General features: G+C 71.9%; 15 protein-coding genes. 4 read left to right on the plus strand and 11 right to left on the minus strand.

All coding sequences use genetic code 11. The annotated features are described in order from the left end of the window. Positions 1 to 20 precede the first annotated feature (20 nt). The 6 genes from BJ998_RS39960 to BJ998_RS39985 are packed head-to-tail and all read right to left on the minus strand — an operon-like array spanning position 21 to position 7,092. Positions 21 to 1,208: a glycoside hydrolase family 5 protein gene (locus BJ998_RS39960; RefSeq protein ID WP_184869339.1), complete on the minus strand. Its 1,188-nt coding sequence runs from the start codon at positions 1,206 to 1,208 to the stop codon at positions 21 to 23. After that, positions 1,199 to 3,109, minus strand: coding sequence for a DUF2264 domain-containing protein (locus tag BJ998_RS39965; protein WP_312890608.1), 1,911 nt, complete (start codon positions 3,107 to 3,109; stop codon positions 1,199 to 1,201). The genes BJ998_RS39960 and BJ998_RS39965 overlap by 10 nt, the downstream gene beginning before the upstream one ends. After that, a complete protein-coding gene (locus tag BJ998_RS39970; RefSeq protein ID WP_312890609.1) occupies positions 3,106 to 4,104 on the minus strand; it encodes a hydroxyacid dehydrogenase in 999 nt (332 codons plus the stop codon). The genes BJ998_RS39965 and BJ998_RS39970 overlap by 4 nt, the downstream gene beginning before the upstream one ends. Next, positions 4,101 to 4,910: a carbohydrate ABC transporter permease gene (locus tag BJ998_RS39975; protein ID WP_312890647.1), complete on the minus strand. Its 810-nt coding sequence runs from the start codon at positions 4,908 to 4,910 to the stop codon at positions 4,101 to 4,103. Before BJ998_RS39975 ends, BJ998_RS39970 begins: the two co-directional genes overlap by 4 nt. A gap of 11 nt (positions 4,911 to 4,921) precedes the next feature. Continuing rightward, positions 4,922 to 5,785 (minus strand): carbohydrate ABC transporter permease, encoded by an 864-nt coding sequence (locus BJ998_RS39980; protein WP_312890610.1) that lies wholly within the window; start codon positions 5,783 to 5,785, stop codon positions 4,922 to 4,924. Next, complete coding sequence (locus tag BJ998_RS39985) at positions 5,782 to 7,092, minus strand: ABC transporter substrate-binding protein (protein WP_184869341.1); 1,311 nt, start codon at positions 7,090 to 7,092, stop codon at positions 5,782 to 5,784. The genes BJ998_RS39980 and BJ998_RS39985 overlap by 4 nt, the downstream gene beginning before the upstream one ends. A 90-nt stretch (positions 7,093 to 7,182) precedes the next feature. Here BJ998_RS39985 and BJ998_RS39990 point away from each other — a divergent pair, with 90 nt between their 5' ends. Genes BJ998_RS39990 through BJ998_RS40000 form a run of 3 tightly spaced genes read left to right on the plus strand, consistent with a single transcriptional unit; the run spans position 7,183 to position 10,861 of the window. Further along, the gene (locus BJ998_RS39990) at positions 7,183 to 9,009 is read left to right on the plus strand and encodes a heparinase II/III domain-containing protein (protein WP_312890611.1); all 1,827 of its coding nucleotides are present in this window, start codon (positions 7,183 to 7,185) and stop codon (positions 9,007 to 9,009) included. After that, a complete protein-coding gene (locus BJ998_RS39995) occupies positions 9,006 to 10,094 on the plus strand; it encodes a substrate-binding domain-containing protein (protein ID WP_184869342.1) in 1,089 nt (362 codons plus the stop codon). Before BJ998_RS39990 ends, BJ998_RS39995 begins: the two co-directional genes overlap by 4 nt. Before the next feature lie 2 nt (positions 10,095 to 10,096). Continuing rightward, complete coding sequence (locus BJ998_RS40000; RefSeq protein WP_184869343.1) at positions 10,097 to 10,861, plus strand: sugar phosphate isomerase/epimerase family protein; 765 nt, start codon at positions 10,097 to 10,099, stop codon at positions 10,859 to 10,861. On the opposite strand, the gene BJ998_RS40005 is transcribed toward BJ998_RS40000, so the two are convergent. From BJ998_RS40005 to BJ998_RS40020, 4 genes are all read right to left on the minus strand, one after another. Beyond that, positions 10,852 to 11,769 carry an alpha/beta hydrolase family protein gene (locus BJ998_RS40005; protein WP_246489990.1) on the minus strand — a complete coding sequence of 306 codons (918 nt, stop codon included), beginning with the start codon at positions 11,767 to 11,769 and terminating at the stop codon, positions 10,852 to 10,854. The two genes, BJ998_RS40000 and BJ998_RS40005, sit on opposite strands and share 10 nt — an antisense overlap. Positions 11,770 to 11,923: 154 nt before the next feature. Then, positions 11,924 to 13,411 carry a carboxylesterase/lipase family protein gene (locus tag BJ998_RS40010; RefSeq protein WP_184869344.1) on the minus strand — a complete coding sequence of 496 codons (1,488 nt, stop codon included), beginning with the start codon at positions 13,409 to 13,411 and terminating at the stop codon, positions 11,924 to 11,926. A gap of 114 nt (positions 13,412 to 13,525) precedes the next feature. Next, positions 13,526 to 14,509, minus strand: coding sequence for a quinone oxidoreductase family protein (locus tag BJ998_RS40015; RefSeq protein WP_184869345.1), 984 nt, complete (start codon positions 14,507 to 14,509; stop codon positions 13,526 to 13,528). A 39-nt stretch (positions 14,510 to 14,548) separates the two neighbouring features. Continuing rightward, on the minus strand, positions 14,549 to 15,409 hold the full coding sequence (locus BJ998_RS40020) for a helix-turn-helix transcriptional regulator (RefSeq protein ID WP_312890612.1): 861 nt from the start codon (positions 15,407 to 15,409) through the stop codon (positions 14,549 to 14,551). A gap of 181 nt (positions 15,410 to 15,590) precedes the next feature. Between BJ998_RS40020 and BJ998_RS40025 the strand changes: the two genes are divergently transcribed. Beyond that, positions 15,591 to 18,179 (plus strand): glycoside hydrolase family 3 C-terminal domain-containing protein, encoded by a 2,589-nt coding sequence (locus BJ998_RS40025; protein ID WP_184869347.1) that lies wholly within the window; start codon positions 15,591 to 15,593, stop codon positions 18,177 to 18,179. Here the strand turns inward: BJ998_RS40025 and BJ998_RS40030 are convergent. After that, complete coding sequence (locus BJ998_RS40030) at positions 18,176 to 21,091, minus strand: beta-galactosidase (RefSeq protein WP_184869348.1); 2,916 nt, start codon at positions 21,089 to 21,091, stop codon at positions 18,176 to 18,178. The genes BJ998_RS40025 and BJ998_RS40030 overlap by 4 nt on opposite strands. Between the last annotated feature and the right edge of the window lie 6 nt (positions 21,092 to 21,097).

The following is a 21,097-nucleotide window of genomic DNA, read 5'->3' on the forward strand; positions in this document are numbered from 1 at the left end:
GAATTCGACACCCGGGGGCTTCAGGCCGGGCGCTGGATGCCGTGCAGCACGCTCATCAGGTCGTCGTTGGCGTACGCGGACCACGTCGGGTTGAGCAGGCCGTACGTCTCCACCGCGCCGCGGGTGCGGTTGTAGCCCGAGGACTGCGTCCCGTTGACCGGCCACCAGGCCCAGTCGAGATCGGCCTTCTTCAGGTACCGCGCCATGGTGTACGGGTAGGTCAGGCGGTCCTGTGCGCACAGCGAACCGTCGGCGTTGGGCTGCGTGCAGCCGCCCCACTCGCTCACGTACACCGGAGCGCTCCAGGGATGCCCCGGCTCCGCGACGAAACCCCACCGCTGCGTCTCGTCGGCGGCGAAGGCGGCGTCGTCGGTGAGGTGGCCGACGGCGTGATCCCACGTGTAGTCGTGCACGGCGTAGACCAGCCGGTCGGGCACCGACAGCGTCACCGGATGCGCGGGCACGCCCTTCAGGTCGAGCTGGTAGTTCAGCCCGCCCACGATGACCAGCAGTTTCGGATTGACGGCCAGCACCGCGTTCCCGCCCCGCACGGCGGCGGCCTGCCAGTCGGTCGCGGGGTTGCCGTCGCCCCAGGTCGGCGAGAGCTTCTGGCTCGGGTCGGGCCGGATCTCGTTGCGCAGCTCGGCGGCGATTACCTGCGGGCTGTGGCGGTACCGCTGGGCCATGAACCGCCAGTCGGCCAGCCAGGAGGACTCGGGATACGCCGGCGTGTGCCAGAGCCCGTCGCCGTGCGCCTCGTCGCAGCACCAGTCGCCACGGCTGCGATGGTTGTCCAGCACGACCATCAGCCCGTGCCGGCCGAGCGAGTCGATCACGGCGTCCAGGATGTCCAGGGCGTGCTTGCCGCGCAGCCGCGGGTTGGCGGTGAGGTACGTGTCGGCGACGACCGGGTTGCTCTCGACGAGTTCGTTGGACCACGGCAGCCGCACCGAGTTGAAGCCGCCGTTGCGGATCAGCTGGGCGATCCGGTCCAGCGGCTGGCGGTCCAGGCCGCCGACCACGAACTCGCCCGACTCGGCGCCGAACCAGTTCACACTGGCCAGCTTCACCCGGTGGCCATGAGCGTCCACTATGGACGTTCCGCTGGTCTTCAGGCCCGTGGGCGCGGCGGTGGCGGCTCCCGGCAGCAGCGGCAGCAGGAGCGCCACCAAGGCGGCGACACGGGACAGCGAGCGTTTCAGGGACACTGCGCACCTCCGAACGCGGGCAGGGAGAGGGTGACTCGACGGCTGTCCGGCCAGAACAGCTGAACCTGGTCCGACACCACGTGCAGTTCCGCCGCCGGCGAACCGCCACCGAGCACCACCACGGCGGCGAGCACCTCGCCGAGCGGGACCGGCCCCTTCGTGGCCAGCCACGGCGTCGCGGTCCACCGCCCGAGCGGCGTGACGTCCCGCTCGACGGCCACTCCGCTCCGCTCGAACCCACGTAGCGGCCGCAGTTCCGAGCGGAGCCGGCCGACGGACGCGCGAGCGGCCGATCCGCTGGCCGTCAACGGCTTGTCGCCACCGGACAGCGGCCAGCCGCCGAGACGGACCGCACGCCAGCGCTCGTCCGGCTCGGCGGCGTCGACCCGGCACAGGCGGACCTCGGTGCCGCCGCGCAGAACGGAGGCGACGGTGAGCACGGGTCCGGCGGTGACCGGCCCGCTGCGGCCGGAGCCGTGATCGGGCGAGGTGTCGTCGATGTCGACCCAGCGGACCGGACCGCTGGACGCCGCCAGCAGAATGCCGCCGGGCCGCTCCTCCACGTACAGCGTGCGGAAACCCGCGCGGTGGCTGGCGCGACCATCGGCGTCGATCACGGACACGGTGTTGTCCAGCGGCCGGGCCCAGCCCGATGACGGCGGCATCGTGACCGTGGAGTAGCCGATGCGGGCGTACAGCGGCGAGTCGGAGCGATGATCACCGGGCAAGGCGTGGTCGGTGCCGTGGTTGAGCACGACGGCGAAGCCGTCCTGCCGGCGGGCGGACAGCAGCCAGCCCGGCGCGGTCACCGCCCGCTCCTCGTCACGGACCTCCACCGGCAGCGGCCGTTCCGGCGCCGTCCACACCGGGTGACCGGCGGGCAGCACGAGGCCGAGCATGCCCTTGCACGCCCAGTACGGCGACCCGGGCCCGGAGTAGGCCTGCCGGATCGCCGGCCACTCCCCCTGCCATCCGAGGCTCAGGATGCCGTCGGATCCGAGCGCCCCGTTGGTGACGAAGTACTTGGCGATGCTCGTGGTCACGCGGCGGATGAGCCCCGGCTCCAGCCCGCCGGTCCCCGTCAGCGCGGCGACCCAGAACGGCGCCGCGGCGGCGAACCGGTAGGTCAAGCTGCGACCCTGCATCAGCGGCGCCCCGTCGGCGCCGACCAGTCGCACCGCGTCGTCCAGGTACCGGGTCAGGTCGGCGGCCCACTCGGCGCGAACCCCGGGCGCGACCAGTGGGCCGGTGACGTCGAACAGGTGGGTCCACAGCAGCGGGTAGAGATGCAGCGCCCAGCCGACGTAGTGGTCGTAGGCGCGTTCCGGCCCGTCGCTCAGCCAGCCGTCGCGGCGTCGCATCCCCGCGTGCACGGCCAGGTCCGCCTCGATGTCCTCGGCCGACCACGGGCCGCCGACCTCACGCAGGAAGGACTCGACGACGATGCGGAACCATACCCAGTTGATCGGCGGGTAGGGCTGCCCGACCACACCGGACAGCCAGTCGACCACCCGTTCCCGCACGCCGGGCGCGAGCCGGTCCCACAGCCAGGGGCGGGTCAGCTGCAGGATCAGGGCGATGGACGCGGCCTCGACCTTCGCCTGGTCGAGCTGGTCGACCCGCGGCCACGCCTCCGGCGACGACGGATCCGTGCCGGCGGCGAGGCCGACGGCGTACCGCTCCAGCCACCCGTCGGGATCGACGCCGCCGTTACCGGCGACGAGGAAACCCGCCAGCAGGAACGTGCGGGCGAAGCCCTCCAACCCGTCGGAGGCAGCGCCGTTCCGGCTGTTCGGGCCCGGAAGATCCACCCGTGCGCCCAGCGGCGACCGGTACGGCTCCAGCGCGGTCAGCATCCGCCGTGCCAGGGCGACCCAGTCGTCCCGCGTCCATCCCGTCACGCCTGCACCCGCAGCGACGCCCGGGTGACGGGAGCCAGCGGCGGCCGGCCGGCGGCGTAGTTCTCCAGCTCCGCCAGTGCCGAGGCGGCCATCAACCGGGTCTCCGCGCCGAGCGAGCCCGCCACGTGCGGGGTCAGCATCACGTTGGGCAGGTCGTAGAGCGGCGAGTCGGCCGGCAGGGGCTCGGGATCGGTGACGTCGAGGATGGCGTGCAGGCCGTCGACGCAGGCCCGTTCCAGCGCCGCGGTGTCGACCAACGCGCCCCGCGCGGTGTTCACCAGCGTGGCGTTGGGCGGCAGCGCGGCCAGTTCGGCGGCGCCGATGAGGTGACGGGTCTCGGGCAGCAGCGGCGCGTGCAGGCTCAGCACGTCCGCCCGCGGCAGCGCCTCGGCCATCGACACCAGCCGGCCGCCGGCGGCCGCCACCTCGGCCGGGTCGACGACCGGATCCACCACCAGCACGTCGCACAGGTCCCGGAGCAGCCGGACCACCCGGCGACCGATGCGGGAGAACCCCACGACGACCACGGTCCGGTCCACTCCGGACAGTTCGCCCCGATGCTCGCGATAGCTCCAGTCCGAGCGGTACGTCCGCGCGTCGGCGGCGAGGAAGGGCGCCTTCTTGAAGGCCCAGAGAATGGCGGCCAGGGCGAACCGGGCCACCGGTTCCGCGTTGGCGTCGGCCGCCGTGGTGACGCGGATGCCCCGATCGAAGACGGCGTCCCCGACGTGGCCACGCACGGTTCCGGCGGCGTGCAGCACCGCCCGCAGCCGTGGCGCTCCGCGAAGCACGTCCTCGTCCAGCGGCGGACAGCCCCAGGAGGTGATCAGCACCTCCACTTCGGACAGTCGGGCCCGCGCCCGCCGGGACGACAGCTCGTCGACCCACATCGGCTCACGCAGCGACGCGGTCGCCCGCAGCCGGGTCATCTCCTCGGGGCCGAACTGCGTCGACAGCGTGTCCAGGCCCATGACCAGCAGCGTCTCCGGCTTCACTTGACCGCCCCGGTCGCGAGACCGGACCGCCACTGCCGCTGCAGCACGACGAAGGCGACCACCAGCGGCAGCACCGCCAGCAGCGACCCGGTGATGACCAGCGGCGTGTACTGCGGGAACTGGGTGACGCGGGTGCTCCACTGGTACAGGCCGAGGCTCATCGGGAACAGCTTGGGGTCGGTGAGCATCACCAGCGGCAGGAAGACGTTGTTCCAGATCCCGACGAACTGGAACAACAGGACCGTGACCAGGCCGGGTCGCATCATCGGCAGCGCGACGGTGAAGAACGTCCGCAGCTCCCCCGCGCCGTCCATCCGCGAGGCCTCCAACACCTCACCCGGCACCGCCGCGTCGGCGTACACGCGGGCCAGGTACACACCGAACGGGTTGGTGAGCAACGGAAGGAACACCGCCCAGAACGTGTCCACCACGTGCAGCTGCGCCGCCAGCAGGTACAGCGGCAGGGCCAGCGCCGTGGTCGGTACCAGCACGCCGGCAAGTGTCAACGCGAACAGCAACCGCCGGCCGGGGAAGGTGAGTTTGGCGATGGCGTACCCCGCGGCGGTGCAGATCAGCGAGCCGAGGACCGCGCCGAGGCCGGCGTAGAGCAGCGAATTCCGGATCCACCAGAGGAAAACGCCGCCGTCCTGGTCGAACAGCCCGCTCAGGTTGGCGCCGAGGTTCCAGTGGCCGAACGCGAACGCGCTGGTGGTGGAGAAGTCGCCCAGCGACTTGGTGGCCGAGGTGACCAGCCACACCAACGGCAGCACGCTGTACAGGGCCGACAACAGCAGAACGAGGTGCACCACCGCCTTTCTCATCGGTACCTCCGGGTGGACAGGCGCATCACCAGCGCGGACAGCACCGCCGACACCACCGCGAGCAGCACGGAGGCGGCGGCCGCCCGGCCGTAGTCGTTGGTGATGAAGGCCGATTCGTAGACGTACAAGCTGGGGGTCCAGGTGCTGGTCACGGCCCCGGTGAAGCTGCGCAGCACCAACGGCTCGGTGAACAGCTGCAGTGAGCCGATGACGGTGAACACCAGCGCCACGAACACCGTCGGCCGCACCATCGGAACCTTGATCGTCAGCGCAGTGCGCACCGGACCGGCCCCGTCGGCTCGGGCCGCCTCCAGGATCTCCTTCGGCACGGCCCGCAGCGCCGTGTAGAAGATCACGACGTTGTAGCCGACCCACTGCCAGGTGGCGATGTTCACCACCGCGGGCAGGATTCCCCGCCCGCTCATGGGGTCGAAGTGCAGCAGCGAGGCCAGCGGCCCGATGCCCGGGCTGTACAGGTACGCCCAGATCAAACCGCCGATCACGACCGGCACCGCGTACGGCAGGAACAGCGCCAGCGTCCACACCTGCCGCAGCCGCACGACCGCGGAGTCCAGCAACAGCGCCAACACCATGGCCAGGATCAGCATCACCGGCACCTGCACGAGGGCGTACAGCGCGACGGTGAGCACACTCTGCCCGAAGGCCCGGTCGACCAGCACCGACAGGTAGTTGCCGAGGCCGATGAACACCTGGCGGGGTCCGTCGAATCCCAAGCCGGACAACCGATCGGTGAACAGGCTCAGGTACACCGTGTACAACACCGGCACGAGCACGGTGAGCACGAGCAACACCGTGAACGGCAACGCCAGCGTGAAACCCGCGGCACGGCGACGTCTCACCTCGCTCCTCCTTCCACAACGGACAGTCCGCGGCCGCGCATGTCCGCCACCGCCCTGGCCTGCACGGCCCGCACGGCGTCCGGCATCGTGACGTGCCCGGATCGCACGTCGCTGAAGGTGTCGGCCACCACCGAGAACGACCCCAACGCGGTCGGTCCCCACGTCCAGTCCGGCACCCGGCGGGCCGCCTCGTCGAGCACCTGGTACACCGGCGGCCCGAGGAAGAACTTGCTCTTGTAGACGTCCCGCGCGACCGCGCGGCTGGCGTTGAAGGCGGGGAACGGGGCGGTGAAGGCGGAGCCGATGCGCACCACGGCCGGGTCCGTGCTGAGCCAGCGCAGGAACGTCAATGCGGCATCGGCGACCCGGCTCTGCTTCGAGATCGCGAACGCGCTGCCGCCCTGCATGCCGTTGGCCGGCTGGCCGTCCCAGGTCGGCATCGTCGCGACCGCCCACCGCCCGGTGTCGTTCGGCACCGACTTGGCGAACGTGCCCACGTTCCAGGCGGCGCCGAGCAGCCCCCAGAGCCGTCCGTTGTGGATGGACGCGATCCAGTCCTGGTCGCCGGTCGGGCTGGTGGCGACCAGGTCGTCGGCGATGAACCCCTGCCACTGCTCGGCGGTGCGCACGGTGCCGGGACCGCTGATGTCCACCGCCCAGGCGTCGTGGTCGATCCGCCACCAGGGATCGCCGGCCTGCCAGCACATGCCGGCGAAGAAGGAGCCGTCGTTGAGCGGGAAGGTGGTGATCCGCGCGGCCGGGTCGGCGGCCCGCACCGCGGTGGCGGCCGCGCGGAAGTCCCGCCACGTCACGGGGACGGCAATGCCGTGGGCGTCGAAGAGGTCCTTGCGGTAGTAGAACACCATCGGCGCCACGTCCATCGGCACCGCCCAGGTTCGGCCGTCCGGCCGAACCGCCCGCCAGGCGGCCGGCGTGTAGCCGGGCCCGAGGTCGGCGACCTCGTCGGTGATCTCCCGGAATCCGCCGCTGAGCAGCAGCTGCGGCAGCGCCTGGTACTCCGCGTGCATGATGTCGGGTGCGTTGTTCGCCTTGATGGCGTTGATCTCCTGGGCGTAGCCACCCTTCAGACCGCTGGTGATCACGCTCAGCTCGACGTGCACGTGGCGCTGCGCCGCGTTGAAGGCGGCGATGTACTTGTCCATGCCGGTCAGCCAGGACCAGATCCGAACGACGGTGCGACCGTCGGCCGCGGCCGAGGTCGCACAGCCGCCCAGGAGCCCGCCGGCCGCCAGCGCGGCCCCGGCGCGCAGGGCCGTTCGGCGCGACAGCACCGTTTTTCCACCCATCGTCGGGTCCATGGGGAGCAACCCTCAGCTGTACGATGCTCAACGTCAACTGATTCGATCCTTTTCGATCAAAAACGAACAGGAACGATAGTGATAGCGCTAACAGCACCGGACCTGGCGACGCTGCTGTCCCATGCCCGCAGCCGGATCGGCGTCCCGGACGTGACCGATCGGGCCGTCTGGGACCGCGTCGACCCGGCCACGCGTGGGCGGCTGCTCGCGGCCGCCGAGACGGAGCTGGCGACGCCTCCGCCGGTGCTGAGCGCCACGGCGTGGGCGCGAGCGTTTCGCGACGGCGTGCGGACCGAATACGAGGATGCCGCGCGGCGACTCCGGGACCGCGTGGGCGTGTTGGTGCTGGGCGTGGTTCTCACCGGCGAGGTGGAACCCTTTCTGGACGCGGCGATCGACGGCATGGTCGCCCTCGCGGAGGCGAGCACGTGGTGCTGGGCCCCGCACGACAGCTTCACCGCGGCCCGCAGGGAGGTCGTGCCCGATGTCGACGATCCGTACCTGGATCTCGGCGCGGCCGAGGTGACCTCGCTGCTGGCCTGGGCCGACCACGTGCTCGGTCCGCTGCTGGACGTGCGGGCGCCGGGGCTGCGTCGACGCTTACGGCGCGAGGTGGACAAACGCGTGTTCGATCCGTTCGAACGAATCCGGGACTGGCACTGGATCGGGTTCGACGGCGACGCGCACAACTGGAATCCCTGGATCCACGGCGCGGTGTTGGTGGCGGCGCTGCTGCTGTGCGACGACCCCGCGCGCCGGGCGAACCTGGTCCGGCTCGTCATTGCCGGTCTTGAAAGTTTCATCGCGGTGCTGCCCGACGACGGCGGGATCGACGAAGGCGTGGCCTACTGGTGGCAGGGCGCGGGCCGGCTGCTCGAAGCGCTCGACCTGCTCGCCGCGGCGGGCGGCCCGGCGCTCGACTCCCGTGACCGGCCGGTGTTCGCCGAGCTGATCCGGTTCCCGCACCGCATGCACCTCGGCGGCGACTGGTACGTCAACGCGGGGGACGCATCCGCCCGGCTGCCCGCCGCCCAGCCGTGGCACGTGCTGCACCGGTGGGGCGAACGCCTGGGCGACAAGGACGTCCAAGCCTACGCACTGGCCAACGGCCACACCGTGCACCCGGCGGCCGGGCTCGGCCGAGCGCTCGACGCCCTGGCCAACCCCATGCCGCGGAGTCCACAACGGACGAAGAGTTGGCAGGCGCCGCACGTGTGGCTGCCACGGGTGCAGGTGTTGGTGGCGCGGGAATCCGTGACCGGCCTCACGCTGGCGATGAAGGCCGGGCACAACGGCGAACGGCACAACCACCTCGACGTCGGCTCGTACTGGGTGGCCCTGCGCGGTCGCCCCGTGCTGGTCGACGTCGGGCAGCCGACCTACACGGCCGCCAGCTTCGGACCAGACCGCTATGCCGCCTGGCCGTTGCAGAGCGCGTGGCACAACGTGCCCGAGCCGGGGGCCGCGCAGCAGCCCGGCGCCGCGTTCACCGCGACCGATGTCCACGTCGAGCTGGCACCGGAAACCGCCGCGCTGCAGGCCGATCTCGCGGCCGCGTATCCGCGGGGAGCCGTGGAGAGCTGGCGCCGCACTGCACGGCTCGTCCGGGGCCCGCGGCCACGGGTCGAAGTCGTGGATTCGTGGACCGGAGCACGGGATGTGGTGCTGCTACGGCACATTCTCGCCGGAACCGTCGATCTGGCCGAGGGCGCGGCGGTGATCACGCTGGACGATTCGCGGCGGGTGCGGATGAGCTGGGGCACCCAGGCCGACGCTGTCCTGGAACGGCAGGACATCACCGATCCGCTGCTGCGGGCCAGCTGGGGCGAGTCGCTGACGCGGTTGACCCTGCGGCCGACAGCCGGCACCGGCTCGCTCACGGTGTGGTGGGAGGCAACGGAATGAAGCTGGCATCCGAACGCCAGGAGCTGATCCTGGCCGCCGTCCGCGCGCAGGGAACCGTGCGGCTGACCGAACTGGTGGACAAGCTCGGCGTCACGCCGGTCACGGTCCGCCGGGACGTCACCGTGCTGGCCGACCGCGGGCTGGTCGTCCGGGTGCACGGCGGCATCCGCCTCCCCCACCGCGGCATCGCGGAGGGCACCACGTCGGCGGCCCGGTCGGTGTTCGGTCGGCTGTGCGGCGGCGAGGTCGGCATGGTGGTGCCGTCCGTGGAGTACTACTGGCCGACGGTGATCCGGGGCGCCCAGTCCGCCGTGACGGCCGCGGGCGGCCGGCTGGTGCTGCGCGCCTCCTCGTACGACCCGGCCGAGGACCGCCGGCAGGTGACCAAGCTGCTCGACCGCGGCATGCAGTGCCTGCTCGTGGCCCCGAGCACCGAGGGCAGCCGCGGGCTGGACCTGCTGCGCTGGCTGGGTTCCCTGAACGTCTCCGTGATCCTGGTGGAACGGGTTCCGCCGCCGGAGCTGCCCATGCTGGCGCTGGACGCGGCGTACACCGCGCACGGGCTCGGCGCCGGCATGGCGGTGCGGCACCTGGTGACGTTGGGCCACAAGCGCATCGGGCTCGTCACCTCGCGGTCCAGCCCGACCAGCCGCGCCCTGCGGCGGGGTTGGGCCGAGGCGGTGTCGGCGCTCGGTCTGCCCGACGTGCTCACCGGCGAGGTGCCGGCCTACGGCCTGCCCGGCTGGGCCCGGGCGTACGACGAACTGCTGCGGCAGTGCCGGGAGCGGGACGTGCATGCCCTGATCGTGCACGCCGACCGGGAGGCGATCGGATTCCTGGAACGCGCCCAGGAGCTGGGCATCGACGTGCCGGGTGAGCTCGCGGTCGTCACCTACGACGACGAGGTGGCCGCCGCGTCCGACCCGCCGCTGACCGCCGTGTGCCCGCAGAAGTACCGGCTCGGCGCGCTCGCCGCCGAGCTGGCCCTCACCCGGCTCGCCGACGGCGCCGAGCGGCCCGTCCACCGGGTGGAGCTGTGGCCCACGCTTGTCGTCCGCGAGTCCTGCGGCACCCCGGCGAGGTAACGATGCCGCTGGCCTTCTCCACCCTCGGCGTGCCGGGCATGCCCCTGGCCGATGTCGCCCGGCTCGCCGCCGACACCGGGTACCAGGGCGTCGAACTACGGTGCGCCCCAGGCGAACCCGCGGCGGAGCTGCCGCCCGAGAGCGTGCACGCGACGCTGGCCGATCACGGCATCGCCGTCCTCGCGCTCGCCGGCTACGTGAAGATCGCCGCCCCCGGGCCCGACGGCCCGGTCCTGGGCGAGATCTCACGCCAGGTAGACCTCGCCGCCGCCATCGGCGCTCCGTATGTCAGGCTGTTCCCCGGCGGTTCACCCGGCGACGACGCCCGTGCCGTCGCGCGCCTGGCCGAGGCAGGTCCACTCGCCCAGGCGGCCGGCGTGTGCCTGCTGGTCGAAACCCATGACTCGCACCCCAGGGGTGCGGACGTCGCCAGATTGCTGCGGGCCCCCGGCGTCGGCGCCATCTGGGACCTCATGCACACCTGGCTCGCCGGCGAGACACCGGCCGAGTCGGCGGCAGCGCTGCGGCCGTGGCCGGGATACGTTCAGGTGAAGGATATCGCCGGCCCGGCGGACCGGACTCCCTTGCCACTGGGCCGAGGCGTGCTGCCGCTGGCAGACTGCCTCGGGCAACTCGCCCCGGACGCGTGGGTGTCGTGGGAGTACGAACGGCTGTGGTACCAACACGCCCCGGCGCTGCCGGGGCTGCTGGCCGAGGGCCGGCGCGTGATCGCCGCGCGCCGGCCCCGGCCGACCGGTCAGATGTAGGGGCACTTGGCCTGGTACATCGAGATCTTCGTCGGGTCGGGCAGCTTCGGGCAGAGGAACTGCTGGTAGCGGCTGTCCTGGTCGACGAAGATCTTCAGCCACGGGATGATGATCTTCATCTGGACGTTGTTCGGGTGCGTGTAGTACAGGTGGTCGGCCCCGGAGATCTCCGCGAACAGGCTCTTGGTCGATGCCGGCACGCCGGCGTACAGGCCCTTCAGGTAGGACGGGGTGACCGTCGGGTCCTTCTGGCCGCCGAGCACCAGCGTCGGCACGCGTTCGCTGGACATGTTCTGCGACGGGGAGAACGGCGCCAGTCCGATCCCGGCCTTGAGCGTGGGCCGGTGCTCGGTGGCGTAGACCATGCCGCCGCCGCCCATCGAGTGACCCAGCACCGACAGCCGGTTCGGGTCGACCCGGTTCTTGACCGGGCTGCGGGTGGTCAGCCAGTCCAGCGCCGCCAGCAGCTGCTGGCCGCGGGCGGTGTCCCAGTCGTTGGGGCTGTTGGTCTCGATGCAGATCACCACGAAGCCGAATGAGGACAGCCACGGCCCCATCCAGGCCTCTTCCTTGGCGCACTTCGCGGTGTAGCCCGGCACGATGGCCAGCGCGCCCCAGGTGCCCAGGCTCGTGTCGGTCGGGTAGTACACCACACCGCCGTTGAACCCGTTGCCCGGCGAGACGTTCTGCTGCGCGGTGGCGAACGGGCCACGCGACGCCTCGATCATCGCCAGCGTCGGGTCGGGACCGCGCTGCGTCGCCTTGACGGACGCCGAGGGCTCGGCCGAGGCCGGTCCGCCGGTCACCGTCGCCACAGTCACGGCGGCCAGCACCGCGACCAGCGCGGTCACCGCTCCCTTGATCCGCCGGGCCCCACGCGCCCGCTGCTGCGTCGCATCCACTCGCATCGACGCATCACCTCCTCAGGTAGATGGACCGCCCGGGAGTACAGCAACCCGCGCCCCGACGCGACAATCAACCCCGAGGTGAGCAGAACTCATCTCCTGCGGCTGAGCTGTGACAACGCCGTTCCCCACGCCCGCCGACGGCTGAAACTTCCAGTCAGCGCGCCGAAACCCGCCACACCGCCGTGACGTCGTCGGCCGGCGGCTCGGCGATCATGGAACCACCGACGGCGATGTCCCGGGAGTTGCCGTCGTAGACCGGCCAACCGGGGTCGCCGGTGGCGGCGAAGGCCGCGAATGCCCGCACGAGCGTGTCCCGCACGGCGAGCCGCGCCGGGGTGTCGGCGCCGATGAGGGCGAGCGCGTCGAAGGTGTGGAGCAGGTCGGCGCCGTGGAAGGCGCCCATGACCGGCCCCCAGGGCTCGTCGCGGAACAGGTAGTGGTACGCGCGGCCGCCGGCCTCGACCTGGGCCTGGGCCAGCCGCGCCGCCGGCAGCCGGTAGACCGCGTCGGTCAGGAAGGCACTGCGCACAGTGGACGGATCGGAGCCGACGCGGGCGCGGTAGGCGTCGAGAAGCTTGGCCGGATCGGCAATGCCGGCGCCGCGGATCTCGGCCAGCAGGCTCGCCTCGTCGGCGGGCCGGAACCGGTCGCCGTTGACGATCTGGAAGAGCCGGACCTCGTCCAGGGTGACGCCGACGAGCAGCGGAACGGCGGCCGCCGCCCCGGCCACGACGGCCCGGTGCGGCTCGACCGGCAAGACCTCGCCGTCGACAACGGCGCCCCAGGCGCGGCCGCCGGGAAGGTTGCGGCGGCCGATGTCGCCATCGATGACGGTGCCCTGCTTCGCCAGGATCCGTTCGGCGGGAACGGATCGCAGGGCCTCGGGCTCGTCGAGCCCAAGGGCGGCAAGGAGATCCTCGGCCATGCCGGCGGCGGGGGCCCGGTCGAAGCTGCGGGACGCGCTGCCGCTCTGCAGGATCGCCTTGTGGAACAACCCGGCGGCCGCCGGGACGGCCAGCAGCGTGCCGACGGAGTAGGCCCCCGCGGACTGCCCCGCCACCGTGACGTTGCCCGGGTCGCCGCCGAAGCCGGCGATGTTGTCCCGCACCCAGCGCAGCGCGGCGATCTGGTCCCGCACGCCGAGATTGTTCGCGCCGATGTCGGGCAGATGCAGGAATCCCAACGCGCCCAGCCGGTAATTGGCCGCCACGACAACGGTTCCGGTCTGCCGGGCCAGTGCGGCGCCGTCGGTGTACGGCGGCGCGGCCGAGCCGGATTCGTAGCCGCCGCCATAGATCCACACGATCACCGGGCGGGGTTCGCCGGCCGGCGTGGCGGGCACCCACACGTTGAGGTACAGGCAGTCCTCGGACGTCTCGCCGAGATCGCCGGTGGGAAAACCGGGCAGGGACGGGAATGCGGTGTCCTGCTCCCCCACCAGCGTCGGAATCCCCTGCACGGGGGCCGCCGCGAAGCGGTCGGCGTCGCGCACTCCGTGCCACGGCTCGGGTGCTTGCGGCGGGCGGAACCGCAACTCGCCGACCGGCGGCGCGGCGAAGGGGATGCCGGCGAAGACCCGGCTCCCGTCCGGCAGCTCGCGTCCGCGGACGGCTCCGAGGGTGGTGTCGACGACGAGTGTCATGGGTCTCCCTCTCACTGGTACGGGCGTCGTCGACTATATTCTCAGGAATGACCTTCTGTGGAAGTTTCGAATGACTGTGACCGGCCTTACGCGGGTGTTCGCCGGTCTCGGCCGCTAGCGCCTTCCGACCTCAAGCACGATCTTGCCCGTGGTGGCCCCGGTCTCGATGCGGCGGTGGACGTCGACGACCTGATCCCACGGCCGGGTTTCCACCTCCACCCGGAGGTCGCCGCGCCCGGCGGCGGCCACCGCGCGACGCAGCGCCGTGCCGGCCTGTTCGGGGTGGCCGGCCGAGAACGCGGCCAGGTTGAACCCGGACACGGTCTTGTTGGTGAACCAGAGCTCGTTGGCGGAGATGCCGACGTCCGCCGCGCCGGAGGCGTTGCCCATGACGATCAGCCGACCCATCGGCCCCAGCCGGTCCAGACCGGCCCGCCGGCTGGGGCCGCCGACCATGTCCACGACGATGTCGAACTCGCCGGCGCCGTCGAGCTCATCGCGCAGGACGACGTCGTCGTAACCGAACCGCTTCGCGGCGTCGATCTTGGCGGGCGTCCCGACGGCGCCGACGACCCGTCCGGCGCCCAGCAGCCGCGCGGCCTGCCCCAGTTGGCTGCCCACGCCACCGGCGGCGGCGTGGACCAGCACGCTCTCGCCGGGCTCGATCCTGGCCACCCGGTCGAGCACCAGGAACGCGGTCGTGCTGTTGGACGGCAGTGCGGCCGCGACGCGCAGGTCCAGGTCGCTCTCGTCGAGCGGGACCACCAGGGCCGCGGCGGTGACGACCACTTCGGCGTACCCGCCGCTGTCGACGATGGTCAGCGCCGCGACCGGTTGACCGACCCGCAGCCCCTCGACATCGGGGCCGACGGCGCGGACGCGGCCGGAGACCTCGATGCCGGGCACGAAGGGCCGTGGCACGTCGACCACGCCCCGCCGGTAGAGGATCTCGGCGAAGTTCGCGCCCGCGTAGGCCACGTCGATCGCCACCTGGCCGGGGCCGGGTTCGGGGATGTCGACGCCGGCGAAGCGCAACACCTCGGCCTCGCCGAACTCGGGAATCGTGATCGCCCGCATCTGCGTGGTGCTGTTCGTCATGACAGCGATCCTGCGGGCCCGGCGGGCGGGCAGGCAGTGTCAGCTCATCATGGGTGTGCCACCACCAGGATGGACGCCCATCAGCCGCGTCAGTCGTTCCGCCGTGTCGGTGCCGGGCCGGGGGTTGTGCAGGATCAGGTGATGACCGGGATGCTCCGGCAGCGGGAGCAGCGTCGCGTCGAACGTCATCGGCCCGGCCTCGGGATGGTCGACGACCTTGACCGCGCTGGTGTGCTCCCCGGCGTCGTGCCGGGCCCACAGGGCGGCGAACTCGGGACTGACCTCGGCCAGGCCGGCGGCGATGCGGTCGAACGCCGGATCGTCCGGATAGCGGGCGGCGTCGGCGCGGAAGCCGGCCACGACCGCCGGGGCGGTCTCGTCCCAGTGCTGGTGCACGACCCGGTAGCGGGCGTTGGTGAAGAACGAGACCAGGCAGTTGTGGTCGGTGTCACCGTAGCCGAACACGACACGCGCGGCCTCGTTCACGGCGGCGAAGTTCCAGTGCCGGTCGCGGATGTAGCCGGGCCGGGGAGCCCACGCCTCCAGCAGCCGGTGCAGCTGCGCGGACACCGGCGCCGCGGGCTCCGACAGCCGCTGCGGCGGATTGAGGCCGGCCAGTCGGTACAGGTGGGCACGCTCCGCCTCGTCGAGCAGCAGCGCCCGCGCGACCGCGTCCAGGACGTCGTCGGACACCTTGATGTCGCGGCCCTGCTCGAGCCACGTGTACCAGGACACCCCCACCCCGGCCAGCACCGCGACCTCCTCGCGCCGCAATCCGGGCGTGCGCCGCCGCCCGCCGTCGGGCAGGCCGACGTCGGCGGGGGTCAGCCGCTCCCGGCGACTGCGCAGGAACTCACGCAGCTCGGCAAGGCGTCGGTCACGAGTCGGGCCAGTGCTCACGACCTCACAATAAGCTGGCGTGCCGTCCGGGCGTCCGGCGAACCGGCACATGCCGCACCGGACGTGGCCCCATCAAGCCCATCGGACTAGTCCGAATGTCTTGACACGTCGGACAGTGATGTGAATAGTACTCGCAAAACCGCACCGCCGCGGGCGGTCTGCGCTGGTGAGCGGGGGTTTCATGCCGGACGTCGATCTCGGACCCAGGTCAGAAGTCGGCCCGGGTCCCCACGACGCCCGACCGCCGCGAGAGGTCGTCGACGAGGTCGCCACGCGGCTGTCCCGCGACGACCACGTGGCGCTGGCGCTTCCCGTGCAACCGCCGATTCCGGAGCTCGGCCTGCCCGCGTTCCGGCTCGCCCTCGAGGACCTCCCCTCGGCCCTGCCCGGCGCGCTCGGCCTGGGCAGCACCTGGAATCCCGGGCTGGCGCGACGAATCGGCGCGGCCGTCGGTGTCCGCGTGCGGGCGCTGCGGCAGAACCCGCTGCGGCGGGTGCCGGCCGTGGTTCCGCTGTACGACCCCTGGTCCGAACGCAACGGCGACGGCTACTCCGAGGATCCGCTGCTGACCTCGATGCTGGCGACCGCGCTGGGCCTGGGACTGCGCGGCCCCTCGACGGAGTCGCCGAGGATCGCGCCCGTGATCGACGTCTTCGCCGAGGGTGAGCGATCCCACATACGCGCCAACATGCGCGTGCACATCGAGTACGAACTGCCGCCGCTGCGCGCGGTGCTCGAGACCGGGGCCGCGGCCGCACTGGCGCTGCCCGAGCGCTTCGTCGACCAACACCCGTTCCTCGCCGGGCTGTTCGTCGATCTGGCGGTCCGCGGGTGGAGCGACGACACGATCGTGCTCTGCGACGAACTGTCCGCCGGCAAGGCGTTGTGGCCGAGCGCGGACGGATATCTCGCCGCCGCCGACGCGAGCGCCGGCCCGACGGACCGGACCGCCTCGGCGCGGCGGATGCTGCTGCTGCGAAGCCAGCTGCACTCGTCGCCGCCCGCCGGTCGGGACGATGCCGACCACCTGGCCGCACAGGCCGCGCGAGAAGCCGTTGTGCTGCTCCGCAACGACGGCCTGCTCCCGCTGGTCACGGGCGAGGGCATGAAGGTGGCCGTGATCGGCGCCCAGGCCGCGGGTCTGCGCCGGATCATCGAGAAGCACCTGCACGGGTCGGCTGCGACAGTGAGCTACCACAGCGGCGCCGACCGGTATGCCGTGTGGCTGGCCGGCACCCCGCACCGGTTGACGGTGACCGCTGCCGGCGACGTCGTGTGCAAGGGCCGGCACGGGATCCAGTTCGAGCTGCACCAGTGGCGGCCCGAGGTCTACGCCTTGCTGTCGCCTGACGGGACCTACGTGTCCGTCGGCGACGACGGCACGGTCGGGACCGACCAGCCGTCGGCCGGGCACTGCCCGGCGGCGGCCGGCTTCCGGCTGCTCGCGACGGACGGCGACGTCTTCGCGATGCACCATGTCGCCTCCGACCGCTACCTGGCCGTCGAGGGCGACACCGTGACGACCGTCGAGGAGTGGGAACACGCGGCCCTGTTCCGCTTCGAGCGCACCGAGGACGGCAGCGAGGCGGCGGCCGCGATCGCCCGCGACGCCGACGTGGCCATCGTCGTGGCCGGCAACAGCCCGCTCGTCGAGCGCCATGCCGGCCCCAGGGTCAAGCTCGACCTGCCCACGCAGCAACAACAGGCACTGCGCGCGGTCCGAGCGGCGAACTCCAACACCGTGCTCGTCGTGGCCAGCGACTACCCGTACACCATCGACTGGGCCGACGAGAACGTCCCGGCGATCCTGTGGACGGCGCACAACGGCCCCCACACCCTGCCGGCGATCGCCGAGGTCCTGCTCGGCGACCACGCCCCCGCCGGCCGGCTGCCCCAGACCTGGTACCGCTCGGCCGACGACATTCCGGCGGGCGGCACGCGCGACATCATCGGCGCCCGGCTCACCTACCTCTACCACGACCGGAAACCCCTGTACCCCTTCGGGCACGGGCTGACCTACACCCCGTTCACGTATCCCCGGGCGACGGTGAACCCGGCGGCGATCGCCGAGGACGAGACCACCACCGTCACCGTCGAGGTGCACAACGACGGGTTCGTCGACTCCGACGAGGTGGTGCAGCTCTACTCCAGGCAGCTGACGTCCCGCGTCCGGCAGCCCCGGCTCCAGCTGCGCGACTACCGCCGGGTCCACGTCCGCGCCGGCGCCACCGAGACGATCACCTTCCGGATCCGGGCCAGCGATCTGTCCATTTGGGACATCCGCGTCGGCCAGCAGGTGGTCGAGCGGTCGAAGCACGAGATCCTCGTCGGCGGCTCGTCCGCCACCACGACGGCGGTCGGCCGGCTCGACGTCCACGGCACGCCGGTCACCGACCGGGCCGTGGCCGGCGCCGACGTGCCGGCCACGGAGTTCGACGAGTCCTGGGGCGTGAGCCTGGTGGCCGGCCCGTCCAGCAACGGCACCGCGCTCGTGTCGGTCGAGCCCGGCGCCTGGACCGCCTACCGGCGCTGCGATCTCACCGGCGTCTCGGCGTGGAGCATGACCTGCTCGTCGAGCGAGCACGCCGCCGTCGAGTTGCGGCTCGACTCGCCGACCGGGGCCCTGCTGGGCACGATCGTCGTCGGGACCACCGGCGCCATCCACCGTGCCGGCGCCAACCGCATTCCCCCCAACCTCGGCGTGCACGACGTCTTCGTGGTGTTCAGCCGGCCCGACGTCACCGCGGCGGAACTGGTGTTCCACCGTTAGTTCGTGCGGTAGCCGGGTGAGGTCACCAGGCGCACGGGGACGCCGCCGCGGGCGGATCCCAGGTCGGACAGCGTGACGTTCTCCAGTCCGTTGCCGGCGCCGCCGTCGCTGGTGACCGCGATGGCGAGGGTGTTGTGGCCATGCGGGTCGAGGATGCCGGTCGGCAGCGCGAAGGTGTGCTGCGGCCCGACGTCCGCGATGTACTGGCCGAGGTTCCAGCCGTTCACGAAGATCAGCGCGCGGTAGTGGCCGCCCGACCGCGGCTTGCCGGGGTCACCGATGGTCAATCCGACGGAGGTGTCCTGGCCGGCCGGGATGCGGAGGTCGAAGGTGGTGCGGTACCAGGTGGTCCCCGGGTCGGCGGTGGCTGCTGGCAGCGTAGCCGGAGTCCACTCACGGTCCGGGAATCCGGGGAGGTGCCAGCCGTCGCGCTCGCCGGCGAGGCCACCGTTGTTCAGCGGGCCGCGCACGGGGTCGGGGCTGCCGCCTTGGATCCGCCACGACGCTCCGCTCAGTGCCACGGAGATCAGGCCACGGCCCTCCTTGTGCGCGTCGTTGACGCCGCCGTCCTCGTTGTGGCCGTCGTTGCGGACCATCACCGACAACACGTGCGGACCGTCAGCTCGCAGGCCCGCAGGCACCGAGAACGTTGCTGTGCCGGTGGTCGGAGGCGAAGCGAGACCGCTGGGCAGGACGTTCTCGCCGAGATACTGGCCGTCGAGCCAGGCCTGCAGCATGCCGGCGCCTCCGCCGCCGTACTGCAGGCTGAGCTGTTCCGGCATGACGCCCTGGTAGTGACCCCGGTACCAGACGTCGCCGGTGGAGAAGCCGTAGTCGTCCGCGGTGAGGACGGGCTGCCCGGCCGGCGGCTTCGTGGTGCTGTTCGTGGTGGTCTTGTCGGCGACGGTCCACTTCGAGTCGTCGTAGCCGGGCGCTGCCTCCGGGGAGCCCGGGGCGGTGCGCCAGCCGGACAGCGCCGGCAGCCGTGGATCGACCGGTCCGGGCAGCTGCTTGACGGCCTGGAGGCTGCCCGATCGGGTGCGGGTGGTCGGCACGAAGCCGCCGTTCCAGGACAGCAGGAGCCCCCGGGCGCCCCAGACCTCAAGGTCCGTGGGCCGCTTGGTGTCACCGGTCAAGGTGGTTCCGCCCAGCCACGTCTTGGCCGTGCGCACCAGATCCGGCCCGCGCACGAGCAGCGGACCCGCATTGCTGTCCACGCGCCAGAAGGTGTCCGCGGTGGCGTCGTCGGCCAGCAGCAGCGTGACGTCCGGCCGGCCACCGCCGCTGATCCGTACCCGGGCCAGCCCGTCGTGCCGATAGTTCAGCCGGAGGTCGTTGCCGGACCACGTGGTCGTGACGTCCCCGGCGAGCACGTCCACCCGCGGCTTCTTGGCGTAGCGCAGAACCGTCTCGCCGTCCTCACCGGGGCGGCCGTGCATCAGCACCGTGCCGTCGACCGCCGCCATGAGCTCCGACGTCGAGTACACCAGGTGCTGGCCGGCCAGGTCGAGGTCGGCGACGAGCAGCTTGGCGTCCTGGCCGTTCAGACGCAACACGCCCGACTGCGGCACGGTGTAGGAGCCGTCCGTTGTGGACAGCGGGAAGGTGAACGTGTCGTTGGTGGTGGCATTGGACGGCGAATGCATTGGCACGTACAGCTGCGTCCCCGTGCCCGGGTTCGTGTTGTGGTAGACCTTCACTGCGGACGAGGACGGCGTCACCGCGGCGGCGCGATCCATTGTGGACAGCTGTGGCACCGTCGCGAGGAAGTACCCCATCTCCTTCATCGTCAGCGCCTTCGGGCGCAGTTGACGGGCCTCGTCGATGGCCGCGCCGTAGTCGTAGGAGGTGTACACCACCGGCGCCGGCAGCCAACCCCACGAGGTGCCGCCGAACGTCATGTAGAAGTTCTGGATCGTCAACCCGTTGGCCAGGTTGGTGCCGTAGAACACGCGCTCGTAGCCGGGGCCCTCGCGGACCGCGGTGCACGGGTAGGTCCCGTTGCTGCCCCAGTAGTCGAACCAGCCGCCGCCGAACTCCGCGGCGAAGCCGGGGGTGTTCGGCGAGGCGCTGGCGCCGCCCTTCGCGCCGCCCGGACCGTACAGGCCCCAGTCCGGCGCGACGTTCGGGCTGCCCGGCGTGGCGTCGGTGTGGCACGCGCCGCCGGGATAGCCGTCGAAGGCGTACAGGTCGACCTTGCCCGGCACGGTTCCCGACACGCCCGAACTCGCCGGCACCCAGATGCCGTTGCGCCCCTTGTCGTTGTGGAAGACCGGCACGGCGATGCCGTCGGCGCGGACCTTGTCGTACAGGTGGGCGACGTAGTTCTGCTGGCTGGTCCCGGTGGCGGCCAGCTCGTTCTCGATCTGGTAGAGGATCACCGAGCCGTGGCCGTCGGTGTACTGGTGGCGGGCGATGATCCGGTCGATCCGCGTCAGCCACTCGTCGGCGGCGGCCAGGTAGTCCGGCGCGTCGCCGCGGGCCCGCCCGGCCTGCGTGGACAGCCAGCCGGGGAACCCGCCGCCGGTCACCTCCGCGTTGATGTACGGCCCCGGCCGCGCGATCACGTACAGCCCGACCCGGGCGGCCAGGTCCAGCACCCGGTCCATGTCCCGGACGCCGGTGAAGTCGTAGACGCCCGGCGCCGGTGAGTGGTAGCCCCAGTCGAAGTAGATCGACACCGCGTTGTAGCCGGTGGCCTTCATCTTCTGCAGCACGTCGAGCCACAGGTCCGGGCTCGGCAGCCGGTACGGGTGGAACTCGCCGGACCAGATGACCTGGCGCCGCCCGTCCAGCGTCAGCGAGTACCTGTCGAACCCGATCTGGTGCCGCGCGGTGGGTTCGGCGGCGACCGGCGCCGCGCACAACCCGACCGACATGAGCAGTGCGAGCGCTACAGCCAGGGACCGCATGGCCGT

This window comes from Kutzneria kofuensis (assembly GCF_014203355.1).
Lineage (GTDB): Bacteria > Actinomycetota > Actinomycetes > Mycobacteriales > Pseudonocardiaceae > Kutzneria > Kutzneria kofuensis.